Origin of the sequence: Bacillus ectoiniformans, assembly GCF_016908875.1 — a bacterium.
GTDB classification, from domain to species: domain Bacteria; phylum Bacillota; class Bacilli; order Bacillales; family Domibacillaceae; genus Bacillus_BX; species Bacillus_BX ectoiniformans.
On record NZ_JAFBES010000003.1, the window covers coordinates 89,957 to 106,515 of the forward strand.

General features: G+C 39.3%; 16 protein-coding genes and 1 pseudogene. 8 read left to right on the top strand and 9 right to left on the bottom strand.

The genetic code is table 11. From position 1 onward, the window contains the following. The first annotated feature begins 29 nt into the window (after positions 1-29). Positions 30-581, top strand: a complete 552-nt coding sequence (locus tag JOC78_RS05640) for a helix-turn-helix domain-containing protein (protein WP_204553531.1) — start codon at positions 30-32, stop codon at positions 579-581. Continuing rightward, positions 582-1,373, top strand: a complete 792-nt coding sequence (locus JOC78_RS05645) for a CPBP family intramembrane glutamic endopeptidase (protein ID WP_204553532.1) — start codon at positions 582-584, stop codon at positions 1,371-1,373. A 137-nt stretch (positions 1,374-1,510) separates the two neighbouring features. Here JOC78_RS05645 and JOC78_RS05650 read toward each other — a convergent pair whose 3' ends face one another. Together JOC78_RS05650 and JOC78_RS05655 are read right to left on the bottom strand one after the other, a co-directional pair. Then, the gene (locus JOC78_RS05650; protein WP_204553533.1) at positions 1,511-2,287 is read right to left on the bottom strand and encodes a 3-hydroxybutyrate dehydrogenase; all 777 of its coding nucleotides are present in this window, start codon (positions 2,285-2,287) and stop codon (positions 1,511-1,513) included. Between the two features lie 18 nt (positions 2,288-2,305). Then, on the bottom strand, positions 2,306-3,604 hold the full coding sequence (locus JOC78_RS05655) for a GntP family permease (RefSeq protein WP_204553534.1): 1,299 nt from the start codon (positions 3,602-3,604) through the stop codon (positions 2,306-2,308). Positions 3,605-4,025: 421 nt separating this feature from the next. Between JOC78_RS05655 and JOC78_RS05660 the strand changes: the two genes are divergently transcribed. From JOC78_RS05660 to JOC78_RS05675, 4 genes are all read left to right on the top strand, one after another. Further along, positions 4,026-5,144, top strand: a complete 1,119-nt coding sequence (locus JOC78_RS05660) for an NAD(P)/FAD-dependent oxidoreductase (RefSeq protein ID WP_204553535.1) — start codon at positions 4,026-4,028, stop codon at positions 5,142-5,144. Positions 5,145-5,263: 119 nt separating this feature from the next. Beyond that, a complete protein-coding gene (gene ypfJ / locus JOC78_RS05665) occupies positions 5,264-6,097 on the top strand; it encodes a KPN_02809 family neutral zinc metallopeptidase (protein WP_204553536.1) in 834 nt (277 codons plus the stop codon). A gap of 54 nt (positions 6,098-6,151) precedes the next feature. Continuing rightward, positions 6,152-6,652, top strand: a complete 501-nt coding sequence (locus JOC78_RS05670; RefSeq protein ID WP_204553537.1) for a cupin domain-containing protein — start codon at positions 6,152-6,154, stop codon at positions 6,650-6,652. 121 nt (positions 6,653-6,773) lie between these two features. Then, positions 6,774-8,222, top strand: coding sequence for a DEAD/DEAH box helicase (locus JOC78_RS05675; RefSeq protein WP_204553538.1), 1,449 nt, complete (start codon positions 6,774-6,776; stop codon positions 8,220-8,222). A 98-nt stretch (positions 8,223-8,320) separates the two neighbouring features. On the opposite strand, the gene JOC78_RS05680 is transcribed toward JOC78_RS05675, so the two are convergent. The 7 genes and pseudogenes from JOC78_RS05680 to rluF form a co-directional block, all read right to left on the bottom strand. After that, positions 8,321-9,337: an alpha/beta fold hydrolase gene (locus tag JOC78_RS05680; protein ID WP_204553539.1), complete on the bottom strand. Its 1,017-nt coding sequence runs from the start codon at positions 9,335-9,337 to the stop codon at positions 8,321-8,323. Positions 9,338-9,464: 127 nt separating this feature from the next. Beyond that, the gene (locus JOC78_RS05685; RefSeq protein ID WP_204553540.1) at positions 9,465-9,767 is read right to left on the bottom strand and encodes an STAS domain-containing protein; all 303 of its coding nucleotides are present in this window, start codon (positions 9,765-9,767) and stop codon (positions 9,465-9,467) included. Between the two features lie 5 nt (positions 9,768-9,772). Beyond that, the gene (locus JOC78_RS17835; RefSeq protein WP_420829911.1) at positions 9,773-10,732 is read right to left on the bottom strand and encodes a methyl-accepting chemotaxis protein; all 960 of its coding nucleotides are present in this window, start codon (positions 10,730-10,732) and stop codon (positions 9,773-9,775) included. Then, a pseudogene (locus JOC78_RS17840) lies at positions 10,733-11,812 on the bottom strand (cache domain-containing protein); the annotation flags it as partial. A gap of 43 nt (positions 11,813-11,855) precedes the next feature. Continuing rightward, positions 11,856-13,247: a SpoIIE family protein phosphatase gene (locus JOC78_RS05695; protein WP_204553542.1), complete on the bottom strand. Its 1,392-nt coding sequence runs from the start codon at positions 13,245-13,247 to the stop codon at positions 11,856-11,858. Between the two features lie 37 nt (positions 13,248-13,284). After that, positions 13,285-13,710 carry an ATP-binding protein gene (locus tag JOC78_RS05700; RefSeq protein ID WP_204553543.1) on the bottom strand — a complete coding sequence of 142 codons (426 nt, stop codon included), beginning with the start codon at positions 13,708-13,710 and terminating at the stop codon, positions 13,285-13,287. A 199-nt stretch (positions 13,711-13,909) separates the two neighbouring features. Then, positions 13,910-14,638, bottom strand: a complete 729-nt coding sequence (rluF, locus tag JOC78_RS05705) for a 23S rRNA pseudouridine(2604) synthase RluF (protein ID WP_204553544.1) — start codon at positions 14,636-14,638, stop codon at positions 13,910-13,912. 201 nt (positions 14,639-14,839) lie between these two features. On the opposite strand from rluF, the gene JOC78_RS05710 reads away from it, so the two are divergent. Together JOC78_RS05710 and JOC78_RS05715 are read left to right on the top strand one after the other, a co-directional pair. Continuing rightward, complete coding sequence (locus JOC78_RS05710) at positions 14,840-15,874, top strand: FtsX-like permease family protein (RefSeq protein ID WP_204553545.1); 1,035 nt, start codon at positions 14,840-14,842, stop codon at positions 15,872-15,874. Position 15,875: 1 nt separating this feature from the next. Further along, a complete protein-coding gene (locus JOC78_RS05715; RefSeq protein ID WP_204553546.1) occupies positions 15,876-16,553 on the top strand; it encodes an ABC transporter ATP-binding protein in 678 nt (225 codons plus the stop codon). Positions 16,554-16,559 lie beyond the last annotated feature (6 nt).

The following is a 16,559-nucleotide window of genomic DNA, read 5'->3' on the forward strand; positions in this document are numbered from 1 at the left end:
GATAATGATAACGTTAAAAGGAGGAACATATGAAAGAGTCTAAAGCAGATCTGTTACTTCATCCGGTGCGAATTAAGATTGTGCAGACATTAGTGAATGGAAGGAAATTAACGGTTCAGCAGATAGGAGAGAAGCTTCCGGAGATCCCGCAGGCAACATTGTACCGGCACTTAAAAAAGCTGCTAGAAGCAGATCTCATTGAAGTGGCAGAGGAAAACCGGGTGAGAGGCACGATTGAAAAAGTCTATACATTGCCATCACAGCCGGGCACGGTTACGGCAGAGGAATTTATGACAGCTACGGCTGAAGAACATATGAATTATTTTATGAAATTTATGGCGACCGTTCTGTCTGATTTTGAGTCTTATGTAAGCGATGATTCGTTTGATTTCGTAAAGGATGGAGCGGGCTACCGGCAGGCGACATTTTATGCCACCGACGAAGAGTTTCAGGAATTGGTTGAAACGATTGGTCATAAGTTAATGAAACTGCTAGAAAACGAAGCCGGGGAAAATAGGCGAAGACGAACGCTGTCTACGATTGTGACCACACAGAGGATAGATAAAAAGAGGGATGAGTAAATGGGGAAAATTAACTTAAAGATTTCATTATTCTTAGCAGCTCTGTGCTTTATTGCGGGATTTTTTGCTGTTCCATATCAACTTCAAATGCTGCAAGATTTAATGCCGGAAAAATATGAAGATATGTTGGCAACTATGCCGCTGCCAATGGTTGGGCTGCAAATAATCGCTTCATTGCAGTTGTTCATCGTTTCTTTTGTTTTGAGTTTAATAGGTATTAAATTAGCCAGAAAAACTGGCTTTTCTTTAAATATCCTGGACTCAATAGTTAGCAAAGCTAAAATTAAAGTGAATAAAAAATCTATAATTTTATCAATAATCAGTGGGATAGGTTTAGGTTTTGTTCTTATGAGTTATGATAGATTTTATTTTCAATATCAAAATCCTATGATAGCAGAACATCACCCGGAATTTTCTTTCATAGCATTAATAGCAGGTGTTTTTTATGGAGGTGTTTTTGAAGAAATACTGTTAAGGCTCTTCTTGATGTCTTTAACAGTTTGGCTATTTATGAAAATTTTCAAGCTGACAAAGGAGAGCGTTTCTAGTAAATATTATTGGATTGCCATTGTATTTACTTCTCTAATGTTCGCCATTGGTCACTTTCCAGCAACTCAAATGGCTTTTGGTGAATTAACCACTGATTTAATCATTCGAGGTTTATTTTTAAACAGCATAGGTGGATTAGTCTTTGGCTATTTATATTGGAAAAAAGGTCTTGAATTTGCAATTTTAGCTCATATGTTTACTCATATTTCGATGCAGTTATTTTTTATTCCAATATTTTATTAAGCAGCCTATACTAACGCCTTCTGCTGTACTTCATTTCATATACCTTATCAAACCGGCTTGCAGAGAAACTAATCTGTCAGCCTTTTTTGCCTATAAAAAAAGAGAGGCTTCAACAAGAAGCCCCCCTCATATTTCAATTATTGAGCTGTATATCCGCCATCGATGACAACTGCTTGACCAGTTACTCCCTTAGCCATATCGCTTGATAAAAATAGAGAGTAATCAGCAATTTCTTCTACAGAAAGCAAGCGTTTTTGTGGAACCAATGGGTAGATGACTTCTTCAAGAACTTTCTCTAAAGGAACGTTTCTTGTATTAGCCAAGTCTTTTAATTGGTTTTGTACAAGCGGTGTATCTACATAACCAGGAGCAACAGCGTTCACTGTAATTCCGTGAGCAGCACCTTCAAGAGCAGCTACTTTCGTTAAGCCGATCACACCATGCTTCGCACTGTTATAAGCTGCTTTGCCTGCGAATCCAACAAGACCATTGATGGAAGCCATGTTGATAATACGTCCGAATTTTTGTTTTTTCATCACTGGGAAAGCGTGTTTAATCGCAATGAATGGCGCTGTCAGCATGATGCTTGTCAGCAATTCGAATTTCTCTGTTGGGAATTCTTCGATTGGTGATACAAACTGCATGCCTGCATTGTTAATTAAAACATCTAAGCGGCCATATTTCTCTACAGTTTTCGCAATCATGTTTTCGATATCGGCTTCAACCGTTACGTTTGCTTTAATGCCGTATGCGTCAAACCCTTTTTGAACAAGAGAGTCAGCAGCTGCGACTACGCCTTCTTCGTTTAGGTCAGTTAAAACGACTTTCGCACCTTTTTCAGCGAACTTTTCACCAATTTCAAACCCGATTCCTCGCGCTGCACCTGTAATTAAAACGACTTTATTTTCAACCATCTTTACTGCATCTCCTTCTTAGATAATCCCTATAGTAGCTAATACAATTCCTACAACTGTTGCAATTGTTGGAATGATAACCCCAATAACAAATACATCTTTATATGATTCTTTATGTGTAATGCCTGTAACAGCTAACAGCGTCAATAATGCGCCGTTATGCGGAAGAATTAATGCACCTGATGCCACTGAGGCGATGCGGTGAAACGCTTCTAAATTGATTCCGCTAGCTATCGCCAGATCATAATACTGTGAGCCTAAGGCCTCTAGTACAATTCCCATACCGCCTGAAGCAGAACCAGTCACACCAGCCATCAGCTGAGTAGTCAACGCTTCTGAAATTAAAGGGCTGCCCTTAATTCCCATTAACATATCCGTGATTTTAGAGAAATCAGGAACGGCTTTTACAACAGCACCGAAACCTACAGCCGCGGCTGTATTAATAATAGCTACGACAGCTCCTTTTGCACCCGCATTGATGGATCCAAGAAAGCCTTTCACTTTTTTCGGATTTAAAATCATCGTTAATAAAATACCTACGATCATCGAGATAATAATATCAATGTGAAACGCATTTAATAATATTACAATAACAATTAGTGGTAAAAATGATAAGAATGGATTAGGCGTGGAGACCTCTTTCTCCTCCGTGTCTTTTTCCTCATTCTCCGCTTTTTCTTCCGGTTCTACATAACCAATGCCTTGCTCCTCCAACTTCTTTTGGCGGTAAGCAAGGTAAAAATATCCGCCGAGAGCCATAATTAGACTGGCGACAATCCCGATAATCGGTGCAGCCATTGGCGTCGTTTTAAAATAATTCATTGGAATCAAGTTCTGAATTTGCGGCGAGCCAGGCACGGCTGTCATAGTGAACGTGAATGCCCCAAGAACAAGAGTTGGGGGAATAAGCGTCCTCGAAATATTTGCTTCTTTAAAAAGAGCTAGAGTGATTGGGTAAACCGCAAATACAACGACGAACAAGCTGACTCCGCCATATGTAAGTACAGCAGAGGCAATAAGCACCCCTAATATAGCTCTTTTCTTGCCGATTACTTTTGTAATCCACATGGCTACAGATTTGGCGGCGCCTGTGTCGTCCATCACTTTTCCAAATATCGCACCGAGCATAAATACTGGGAACCATGCTTTCGTAAAGTCTACAAACCCTTGCATATACTCACCGGTATAGGTATCAAGGATGTTCATACCATTTAAGAAAGCAACAACCCCTGCAATTAAAGGAGCCAGCCAGATAATGGACCAGCCAAAGTAAGCGAGAACCATTAATAGCACTAAGCCGATTAAGATCCCTAACATGTATATCACCTTCCATTTAGTTGTGAATATCTTCTAGTTGTTATAGTTGATCTTTTTCACAAAAAAATACTTACTTTAAAATATTCTCATAATTTAAAGTAAGTTTTAATTATATCAATATAACAACAGGGCAAAGCATTTGCACATTGTAATACATAGAGAAATCGAACGTCAAGGGAATAAATTGGTTATCTTCGTCAAACGAAAGGATTGAATATGAGAGAAATCCAATAACGGCTTATATGTATGTGCTTACATTTTTCGACAAAATTTTTATTGTTTTTTCAAATATAAAGCTCTTAATACCCTGTTTCTGTCTCAGAATAAGTACGATGAATCCCTTTTTCCATTTCAATGAAACAAAAAGATGTTTTCTCATGTAAAATGGAGGCAATAAATTTACTTGAGAAGGTGAGCAAAAATGAAACATTATCTTGTGATTGGTGCTGGAATTTTAGGAGCATCAACAGCGTATCACTTAGCTAGATCAGGGCAAAATGTAACCATTATCGATCGAGAGGACGCAGGACAAGCTACAGATGCAGCTGCCGGAATTATTTGTCCATGGCTGTCTCAGCGCCGAAATAAAGCATGGTATGCACTGGCAAAAGGAGGAGCAGCGCATTACCAAACGTTGATTGAAGAGTTAAAAGAAGATGGAGAAACTGATACTGGATATAAGCGGGTGGGAGCGATCAGTTTACATAGTGACGAGGGCAAGCTGCTTCAAATGGAAGAGAGAGCGCTCCAAAGACGGGAAGATGCTGCGGAAATCGGGAAGATTAAACAGCTCTCGCAGGACGAAACAGTAAGACTATTCCCCGCCTTAACCCACGATTATCGGTCGGTGTTTATTAGCGGTGCCGCACGAGTGGATGGAAGAGCGTTAAGAAACGCATTGATCAATGGCGCTGTAAAGCATGGGGCGACTCTTGTGAAAGGGTCTGCTGAGTTAAAACAAGACGTACACTCCACTCTTTCTGTCAAGGTTGGTGAGCAGCAATTTGAAGCTGACGGAGTGATCGTTACAGCAGGTGCGTGGGCAGATCAACTACTGGCGCCTCTAGGCATTCGTTTACTTCTGAGTGCTCAGAAAGCACAAATTGTACACCTTCAGCAAGAACAGGACGAAACAGATTCGTGGCCTGTGGTAATGCCGCCAAACGATCAATATATTTTAGCTTTTGATAAAGGCCGAGTCGTGGTTGGCGCCACGCATGAAAATGATAAGGCATTTGATCAGCGTGTGACGGCAGGAGGATTGAATGAAGTATTTGATAAAGCACTGTCTATCGCTCCTGGTCTTTCAGAAAGTACCTTTGTCGAGGCAAGAGTTGGTTTTAGACCATTTACACCAGGATTTCTTCCGGTAATCGGACAAGTTCCCGGTTATGAGAATTTATTTCTTGCCAACGGCTTGGGCGCGTCTGGTTTAACCGCTGGCCCTTTTCTTGGCGCTCAACTGGCTAAGCTGGCTGCAGGAGAAGAGGTAGATATTGATCTTGATTTATATGATGTGGCGAAGGCCATTGAATCATGAACCATTCAGCAAATAAATAAAAAAATTTTTGAAAATAAATAGTTCTCTCCAACCGGGGTATAACACTAATAATATACATTTCGTATACGCCATCATATCAAGTGTTAGGAGAGATTTCCATGCAGTGGAAAGGGAGAAGAGCAAGTTCAAATGTAGAAGATCGGCGAGGCATGGGAGGCAAAGGGCTTATAGGGGGAGGGATTGGCGGATTAGTTCTCTTTCTCGTCATTGCTTTTCTCGGAGGAGACCCCGGCCAAATTCTCAATAGCTTGCCTGCAGATAACACAGCCACATACGAAGAAACAGACCAAGATAGAGAGCTGTCACAGTTTGTTTCAGTCGTTCTTGCAGATACCGAGGATGTATGGAGTGATGTGTTTAGAAAAGAAGGGTTAGTGTATAAAGAGCCGACACTTGTTTTATATTCAGGAAGTGTTCAATCTGCTTGCGGTACGGCAGGGTCTTCCGTTGGTCCGTTTTATTGCCCGGGTGATCAAAAGCTGTATATTGATCTAAGCTTTTATGAAGAACTTAACCGGAAATTCAAGGCGCCAGGAGACTTCGCGATGGCTTATGTGATTGCCCATGAAGTAGGCCATCATGTACAGACACTTTTAGGCACGACGGAAAAGATTATGCCGCTTCGCCAAAGAATGAGTGAAAAAGAGTTTAATAAATACCTCGTCCGTTTTGAGTTGCAGGCAGACTACTATGCGGGTGTATGGGCTCACCATGCACAAGGTATGGGCGTTCTTGAAGAGGGAGATTTAGAAGAAGCCCTAACCGCTGCGAGTGCAGTAGGTGATGATACGATTCAAAAAAGAGCGCAGGGATATGTGGTGCCGGAAAGCTTTACTCATGGTACATCGGAGCAAAGGAAGAGCTGGTTTTATAAAGGGTTTCAAGCTGGAGACATCAAAAGCGGAGATACGTTTAATACGAGAAGTCCATAAAATACGTTATGGAACCTTCTTTATGGATAAATATGCAGGAAAGGATGAAAAGGTATGAAGTCGCCGTTCAAGTCATTTATGCTTCAAGATGATGGGATCATTCCCAATAACCCTGATCTGCCTGTATTGGTGTATGAAGGTCCGTTTAAAGATTGTCCAAATGAAATCGAGCATATTTTCAATCGTCATCAGTGGAGCAACAGCTGGATCAACGGCATTTTCGATTTCCACCATTATCACAGCAATGCTCATGAAGTGCTCGGAGTGAAGGCAGGCAGTGCGGTTGTTCTCATTGGCGGGGAAAAGGGACAGCATTTGAATTTATCAGTTGGTGATGTGTTGGTTCTTCCGGCAGGAACGGGTCATAAGAAGCTAGAAAGCAGTCAAGACTTCCAAGTGGTGGGTGCCTATCCGAATGGACAATCCTATAATATGAGAAAGAGTGATCCGAGCATTCATTCACAATCTATGAGTGAAATCGCCAATGTTTCTATTCCCCAAACTGATCCTGTGTATGGGGACAGCGGCCCTTTGCTTCAAGCATGGAAGAAGTAAGTGATGCTGAACTTATATTGATTCATTCGGTTTCCGCCGGATGTTCAGTTATAATGTCATAAGGAAGATGATAGCTGATTTTTATCATTGAAAAGATTATATAAACAGAAGAGGTTACGACATGAGTAAAATAAGCTTTGCAGATTATCGGTTAAGCCCGGAGATTGTTCGGGCATTAGAAGGTTTAGGATATACAGAGCCAACTGAGGTACAAAGAGAAGTCATTCCAGCAGCTCTCGAAAAGAAGGACTTGACTGTGAAATCTCAAACAGGAAGCGGAAAAACGGCTGCTTTTGGCATTCCGATTTGTGAATTGGTTGAATGGGAAGAAAATAAGCCGCAGGCATTAATTTTAACCCCAACAAGAGAACTGGCCGATCAAGTAAAAGAAGACATCACGAATATCGGGCGATTTAAGCGAATCAAAGCGACAGCCGTCTACGGTAAACAGCCATTTGCTAGACAAAAAGCGGAGTTAAAACAAAAAAGCCATGTGGTTACAGGAACGCCTGGACGTGTGCTTGATCATATTGAAAAAGGCACGCTTGATTTAAGCCGCATGAAATACCTTGTTTTAGATGAAGCAGACGAGATGTTAAATATGGGATTTATTGACCAAGTAGAGGCTATTATTAACGAACTGCCAAAGAATCGGATGACGATGCTGTTTTCAGCTACATTGCCTGAAGATGTGGAAAAGCTCTGCTACAAATATATGAAAAGCCCTGTAGATATTGAAATTCAATCGAAGGTGAGTACAGCAGACCGGATTGACCATTCCTTATTTATTGTCAGGGAAGAGGAAAAATTTCAGTTATTAAAGGATGTTACGATTGTAGAAAATCCAGATAGCTGCATCATCTTTTGCCGGACGCAGGAACAGGTAGACCGAATTTATCAGCAGCTGGACCGACTCGATTATCCTTGTGATAAGATTCATGGGGGCATGAGCCAAGACGACCGCTTTGCTGTGATGAATGAGTTTAAAAGAGGGGAATTTCGCTATTTAGTCGCGACGGACGTAGCAGCGAGAGGAATCGATATTGAAAATATTACCCATGTGATTAACTATGACCTTCCGATGGAGAAGGAAAGCTATGTCCATCGGGCCGGTAGAACAGGACGTGCGGGAAGAACAGGTAAAGCAATCAGCTTTGTGACTCCTTATGAAGAGAAGTTCCTCTCGGATATTGAAGCTTATATTGGGTTGGATATTCAACGAAAAGATGCCCCGTCTAAAGAAGAAGTGTCGACTAAAAAAGACGAGTTTGAAGAGAAACTAAACTCAATGCCTGAATTAAAAGCCGATAAAAATGAACAATTAAATCAAGAAATCATGAAGCTTTATTTTAACGGGGGCAAGAAAAAGAAAATAAGAGCCGTTGATTTTGTGGGAACGATCGCAAAAATTGAAGGTGTAAACGCAGAAGATATAGGGATTATTACGATCCAGGATAACGTCTCCTATGTAGATATTTTAAACGGAAAAGGTCCCCTTGTTCTAAAAGAGATGAAGCGGACAACTGTTAAAGGCAAACAGCTGAAGGTGCATGAGGCTTTTAAAAAATAGTTCTGTGAAAGAATGATATTGGCATTTGAAATTTTATCAAACTAAAGCAAGATAAAACTCACTTATCAACAAAAAACTACCTTAATTAGGTAGTTTTTTTAATGATTAATTTGTTCAATTAATATCTTCTCAATAATTTTTGTATCATTGGGATGAAACAGGTGAGAAGAGTTTTCCGCCCAGTGCAAATTGATCTTTTCTTTCCCTTTTATATTATCCATGAAATCCTTGAGTAAATCATAATGAACATGAACATCTTTCTTGCCATGAATGAACGTTGTTGGGACTTTTATTTCTTTAACTTCCTTCTTAACATCTATATTTGGTATGCTTTTAATAAACTCATCAGAATATATTAATTTAAATCCTTTGTAAAATGTATTGAACATATCTTTTAAAGTATAATCTTTTGAGAAAAACATATCTAATGTAATCTTGAATAAACCTGGATGCTTAATTTCGTTATCAGAATAAATCATTGAACTATATTTCATTTGATATTTTCTAATAACTCCCCACTCTTTATAACTGCTAATATATGGTGGTTCCCCGATTGCTTCTAACTCCTTAATAGCTCTTTTGTCGTTTCTTTTTTTTGCTTCTAACATCGCCCACCCATAACAAAGTTTATCATTATTTGTCCAGCTAACAATTTGGGATAAACCAGTGTAAGAATGAAATTTATTCGGCTGCCTATTAACTAAATACATTCCAATTAACGTTCCAAAAGAGTGGGCTGCTAAATGGATTTTATCAACATTAAATTCACCTCTTAAATAATCTGCTATTTCATTCGCATCGTTAATGAATTGCTCAAAATTCATTGTGTTTTGAGGAATGCCCTTGTGATACGATTTCCCTGTTCCTCTTTGATCCCAAAAAACAACTGTATAGTGTTTTACTAATTCTTTTGTATTTGTTGCTACGGTATAATCTTTTCCTCTAGAAGATACTCCAGGTAAGGGCATAGAGGGTCCACCATGTATAAATAACAATACAGGATTAGAAATATCATATGATTGAATTAAAATGGTCTGATCAAGGTCACCAATATTAACAATTTTAACAATGTCTGCTCCAGAACTTGGAATCTCAAAATCAAGTTTTTTAAACATAAATATTTCCTTTCCGTTTAGTATTAATCAAAATAAAAAACAACGCAATTCTTTCACAGCACCTAAAAAAATTAAGTAAAAAGAAGAGAAGCTCACCCCCACGCTTGGGGAAGCTCCTCTTCTTTTTTTATTGAGTGTCAAAAACTTTTGTTAACCTGGTTAATTCGAATAATTCCTTTACTGCTCCATTCATTCCTTTAATGATGACGTTGCCATTATTAGCTTTGGCTTTCTTATGAATAGCGATTAACACACCTAAACCAGAGCTATCAATGTATTTTAAGTTAGTTAAATCAACAACATAATCCGTGTAGTTCTTTTCAAAATAAGGCAGCATACTTTCTCTTAAAGAGGAAGCGTCTTCTACATAGAATTCGTCATACAATTTAATAATCACTTGGTTCGATTGAACGAATATTTCTTTCTTCATGATGATCACTCCTCTTCATGCAATTTAAACGTGTTGATAGATTCTCTTAATTCAAATGCCATCGCATTAACTTGTTCAGTTGTGGCCGCAATAGTTTGCATAGCAGCTGAAGTTTCTTCTGTAGAAGCGGAAACCTCCTCAGCATTCGCTGCTGTGTTTTCAATAAAGGATGCTAAGGAATTAATTAATTCGACAATTTTCTCTGAAGTAGCGACTTCGTTATCTGTTACATGGACAATGCCGGTGACTTCATCTACTGTTTTCTCAACTGCGGCAACAATGGCTTCTAATGCTTCTTCGGCCCGTTTAACGGCAGCGACTCCTTCATCTACTTCTTTACGGTTATAATCTGTCGCCACCACGGTATCTGCTGTGGTTTCGGTAATTTTCTTCACGAGGGCGGCTACCTCTGACGCACCTTGGTTCGATTGTTCTGCCAGCTTTCGTACTTCGTCAGCTACGACAGCGAATCCTTTTCCTGCTTCGCCTGCACGAGCGGCTTCGATCGCTGCATTTAACGCAAGCAAGTTTGTTTGGTCAGCGATTTGAGTAATTGTGTCGGTAATGACCGTAATCTCGTTCGTGTATTCTTCTAGTGTAGAAATATGATTCTTTGTTTCTTCTGTTCTTGATTTAATATTTTCCATTTTGTTGATGACATTGAGAACGGTTTGTTTTCCGTCGGTTGCTGAGGTCAGCGTTACCTGAGAATGTTCATCGGCGGTAGTTGCTTTGTTCTTGGCTATTTGTATAAGAGAGGATAGCTCCAATAAAGCCTGAGAAGCCTCTAATACATTATGATTGCCTGTTTCGGCATCGCGCGCCAGCTGCTGGGTATTTAGTGCAACTTCACTAGAAGCGGTCGTGACTTGCTCGGTGGAAGCAGCCATTTCTTCGGATGATGCGGCTAATTCATCTGAAGCTGATGATACTTTTGAAATAATATTTAATTGATTATGGATCATCGAGTTAAATGAGCTGCTTAACTCGCCAAGCTCATCCTTCGATTGAATATTCGTTTGAACCGTTAAATCACCATTACCCGCAAGTTCCATTGATTTTTGAAGGTGGCGGATCGGCTTAATGATACTCATAGCAATGAAATAGGCAATGGCAACGGCAGCTAAAATCGAAAGTACTGTTAGAATAATCGAATCTTTTTTAATTTTTAAAGCAGGAGCCATATAGTCATCATAATTAGCTGTAACCGCAATCGTCCAATTGTTCCCTGTAGGTTGAAAAGAGGTAAATTTATACACATCTTCATAGGTGTAGAAGCCTTCGCCAGCTTTTCCAGCTTTCATTTTGTCTACTAAACTCTTTAATTCTTGATTGTTATTGTTAGAAAGGTTTTCTTTCAATACTTTCTCTTTTACTGGATGCGAAATAATTAGGCCGTCCTGGTTAATCATATAAGCGTAACCAGATTCTCCAATTTTAATATTCTCTACGTGTTTTGTTATTTGTCCGAAATTAATGGTTCCAATGACAACCCCATCTATGCTGCTGCCGTTTTTTAAGGGAAATGCAACACCTACAATGGGTTCGTTCGTTGCCTTAGAGATAAGCACGTCACTGATACCGACTTTCCCAGCCAGAGCTTGCTTGACATATTCCCGGTAGGATAAGTCCAAGTTCGCATTCATGTCTGAGTTCATGACAAAGGCTTGTCCGTCTTGGTTAGAAATAAGAATATTTTCGAAAAGGCTGCTGTTTTCTTTTTGGACTTGTTGAATATAATTAAAGGCTTCCGTTTTTTTAGCTTGGTCATTCTGAGCAGGAGCCGCTTCGGTTATAATTGGATTCTTGCTGATTATACTTAAGATCGATTTAGCTCCGTCCAGCGTTTGGTTAGTAGCCAGGGCCGTTTGCTTGGTCGTTTCCTTTAATTCATGTTCAATCGTCTTCTGCAAAGCTTTTGATGTCATATTGTATGACGTTACTGCCAGTATGATTAATGGAATAGTGATAAGTAAGAAGTAACTAGCTAGTAATTTTCCTTTTAATTTCATCTTCATGTTTAATCCCTCCGTAGGATCCCGCATTCACTTAACTACTTGTTAAACATTTTGAATATTTACAATTTTATCATATAATCTTAAAACATATCGCAGAAGCATCATCTTTTACCAAATTACTTTCACTGGCTAGCTGAAGCTGTGAATAAATAGAATGAAATGGACGGATCGCATCAAATGAATGCAAATCTAAAATGTCCAGTATGCCATCGGTTAGAAAATAAAAATGGTCTCCGGAGCTGAATGATAATTCTCTTTCATCGAAATCCATTGTTTCAGATAGTCCAAGTAAGGCGCCTTCAACTTTTACTAATCCTTGTACCTCCTCGGTGGATGCGAGAAAATAATTGATTCCACAGGAGGAGTAGGTCAGCGAATTGGTTTTAAAATTAAATTCAAAGCAAATGCCGGCTCCGAATGTATCATCTGAAAAGAATTTCATAGAATGATCGTTGACCCATTTTACTTTTTCAGCAATGGACAGGTGAGAATGTGAGTAGGCCTGCTGAAATAATACGTGAAGCTGAGAGGCCTGCAGCGCGGTGCTGAGTCCGTGACCCATCACGTCAATTAAATAGCCGTACAGCTTTCCTTCTTCCTTGTTCCATATATAATCGTAAAAATCTCCGCTGACATAGTCAGAGGGAGAGTAAATGGTTTTAATGGCGAAATGGTCATTCGATTGCTCCGCAGGAAGAAATTCTTTTTGAATATTTCCCGTTGTGACTAAGTGCTTTAAATTAGAAATCATGGTGTTAAAGGCTTTCGAAAGCTGCCCCACCTCGTCTTCTCTTTCCACTTTGATTCGGTTAATGTGAACGTTTCCTTCCGATACCCGGTTCATTTTGTCAATAATGTTGACAAGCGGATTGACTATGTGATGGGTGCTTGCCCAAAGTCCAAACAAGAACATGCAGAAGTTGACGAACATGATGAGAATTTGTAGAGAATAAATTACTTCCACCTTTTGTTCAGACCGGATTTCGAGCAGAGAAACGACTTGTTTCACAGAGTCTGTCAATAGCTGATGATTTTCTTGAAGAGGAGAAAGTGAGCTGACATCTTGAAGAGTGCGGGTGTCAGCTAAAAACTCCTCTAACTGTGGTCTCAGAACTTCCCAATGACGCCATACTTCGAGCAATTGAGTTTTGATTTCCTTATCTCTTATTTCGGACAGGCGGGTGTTTTCATTTAATAAATTCTTCTGGTTATTTTCAAATTCATCAAAAGTAGAAGAAAGGTGCTGCCTTAAAAACCGATTCCCTTCTGAGACTAGAACGGTTTCGCTCATCATTTGCTGAGAGAGCAGCAACTGTGAATTCGCCGTATTCATTAACTCTCCATCTTTTTTGTGATCAATAATAAATTGAATCATGACAATAAATCCAATGAAATTGAGCAGGAGAGACAGTGTGAAAATAAGGCCGATTTTAAATTTTAAACTTAGGTTTTGAATCTTCATCAAAGGCCATCCTTTCGAGCAAGTAGACAATGGCAGGTTAGAGCCTTTTCATTAGTAACACTTCATTCCCTTGCTTGTTATAAATCACTTTATCCATGACTTGATTCATAATCATTAATCCTCTTCCGGATTCTTTCATCAACAGCTCATCTGGCAAACTCTGGCTGTAAGCGTCATTTAATCTATTCATTGTTTCATAAGCAGGAAAACCGCAGCCTTGGTCTTTCACCCGAATCAGCAAGCGCTTTCTCTCTTTTACTCTCACGGCCACAGTAACGGTTGGATTGCCGGCATTTTTACTGTGCTTAACAGCATTATTTACGGCCTCATTAAAAGCAACTTCTATTATGGTCGGGTTAGAAGGAATGGATTGGTGGAGGTAAGATCGAATACCTGACCGTAAATGGCTGAACACTTCTGAATTATTAAAATGAATCGTTAACTCTTGCATATAACTAATCACTGCTCCTTTCTTTCACCCGATTCACTCATGAAATATAAAACTCTTGCTCTAATAGTTTACTTGAAAATATGGGGAAAATGTCATGAAATACTGGCATTTAAATGAAAGTTTATTGAACAATGAATTTAATGGAAAAATATTTAATTACAAAAAAATCCCCCGTGAAACAAACTTAGTGTTTCACGGGGGATTGCCGGTATTATTTCTTCTTGTGCGGATCATAATTCAATTCTTTAAATAGCTGATCAAGCTCTTCTTGAGTAAGGTCACGCCATTTTCCAATCGGGAGATCATCAAGATGGATATTCATAATTTGAATTCTCTGCAGACGGCGGACCTGATAGCCCAGTGCTGAACACATCCGGCGAATCTGGCGGTTTAGTCCTTGGGTTAAGATGATCTCAAATACGTATTTGGAGAGCTTCTTCACTTTACAAGGAAGGGTTTTCGTATCAAGTATTTCTACTCCGGCCGCCATCGATTGTAAAAATTCGGCTGTAATCGGTTTATCGACTGTGACGATATACTTCTTCTCATGTTTATTCTCTGCACGCAAAATCTCATTGACAATATCTCCGTCATTCGTCAGTAAAATCAAACCGTCTGAATCTTTATCAAGGCGTCCGATGTGAAAGATCCGCTTCGGATGATTGACAAAGTCGACAATATTTCCTTTGATATGGCGTTCTGTTGTACTGGTAATTCCAACTGGTTTATTTAAAGCAATATAGACATAATCTTGTTCGATCTTCACGGGTCGTTGATCGACGAATACTTCATCACCAGGTTCGACTTGGCTCCCGAGCTCCGCAATGACACCATTGATGGTTACTTTCTTCGCTTGAATCCACTTATCCGCCTCTCGTCTCGACATCATACCAGATTCGCTTATATATTTATTAATTCGCAAACCAATCACCCTTAACATTGAATTGTGTGTTTTTAAGATAACTTACTTACGTGTATGAGGACAAGTATCAGCGTCATTTTATCATGTACCTTTCACCAATCAAATGGACCATTTAGGCTCTTTCTGTGTTCTTTCTCTTTATTTGTAAAGACTTGTTCATCTTCTGTTCATATAGGAGATGTAATCTATAAATGAAAAAAGAAATGGGAGGAATACAAAGTGCACCTTGCATGGAAAGAAATGAAGAAAAATAAAATGCGATTTTTAATTTTAGGTTCTATCGTTTTTCTCATTAGCTTATTAACTTTTATTATTTCTGGTTTGGCGAATGGGTTATCACAAGACAACGCCGCATTAATAAAAGATTTACCAGACGGACAATTCTATATGAATGCAGATGCAGATGAAACGTATAATCTGTCGAGAATAGATCGCAGTATCTTGGACAAATTCTTGAATGAACAGAAAGACGCTGCAGCACTATCGATTCAAATGGGATTTCTAAATGATAGTCACGGCAAACAGCGGAGTGTGGCATTTTTCAACTCAACCAATTCGCCTTTATTTCCGAAAGTCAAAACCGGAGAGATCCTGTTAGATCGCTCAATGGAGGATCAAGGGATTAAAGTAGGAGATGTATTAACCAATCATCAATTTAGCGGCGAGTTTGTGGTGAAAGGCTTTATTGACCAAAAGAAATTCAGCCATGCACCTGTAGCTTTTATTCATATAGACAATTACAAAGAAATGTACAGAGCAGATGAAATGCAATTAATTTTCTTGCCCGGAATGGATCAAGCACAAGAGGTAGAGGGCTTACAATCGTTTTCCAAGAATCAATTTCTCGATACGATTCCAAGTTATAATGCTGAACAGCTGTCACTTCAAATGATTATTTGGTTTTTAGTGGTGATTAGCGGAATGCTGTTTGCCATCTTCTTTTATATGATGAATGTCCAAAAAATGGGATTATACGGCATATTAAAAGCCATTGGGTTAAAAACCATTGATTTATATAAAATGATGTGGACGCAATTACTTTTTATCACTGTTACCTCGCTTGGGTTATCTGTGGCACTAAGTCGAGCTTTTAGTATGATTGCACCAAAGGGAATGCCTTTTAGTTTACCTCTTGAAACAACGATTCAATTATCAGCGCTATTTTTATTGATCGGATTTATTGGCGTGACACTTTCCGGTATACAGATCAAAAAAGTCGAACCATTACAGGCCATTCAACAAGGAGAGATATAATATGGAGTTCTTTGCAATGAATGAAGTGAAAAAAGTGTTCAAAAATGGCGAAGTAAAGGAAGAAGTATTAAAAGGGATTAACCTTTTTTTGAAGAAAGGTGAGATAACGGCATTAGTGGGTGCTTCAGGTTCCGGCAAAAGTACACTGTTAACCATAGCTGCAGGACTTCAGCAGGCGTCAGATGGCCAGATCGTTTTTGAGGGACAAAAGATCCATACCATGAATCAAGAGCAAATTCGCAAGATACGGGCGAGTCAGTTTGGGTTCGTCTTTCAACAAGCCCACCTCGTACCGTTTCTAACAGTTAAAGAGCAGTTGCTGTTCATGCTAGAGGTTTCCCAATTGAAAGTAACGAAGGAAGAAAAAGAGCGAGACATAAACAAAATTCTCCATTTGGTTGAGATGGATCACCGGAAACATGCCTATCCATCTTCATTGTCCGGCGGGGAAAAACAGCGGGTGGCCATAGCCCGTGCGATCATTCATCGTCCTAAAGTTCTTTTCGCTGATGAACCAACGGCTAGCCTGGATTCAAAAAGATCAAATGATGTCATGTCATTAATCAGAGAGTTAACAAAAACCTTAAGTATTACGACATTAATGGTTACTCATGATGAGCAAATGCTTCCCTACGTGGATCATATCATACAAATGAGTGACGGCTTAATTTTATCTTAGGAGTAT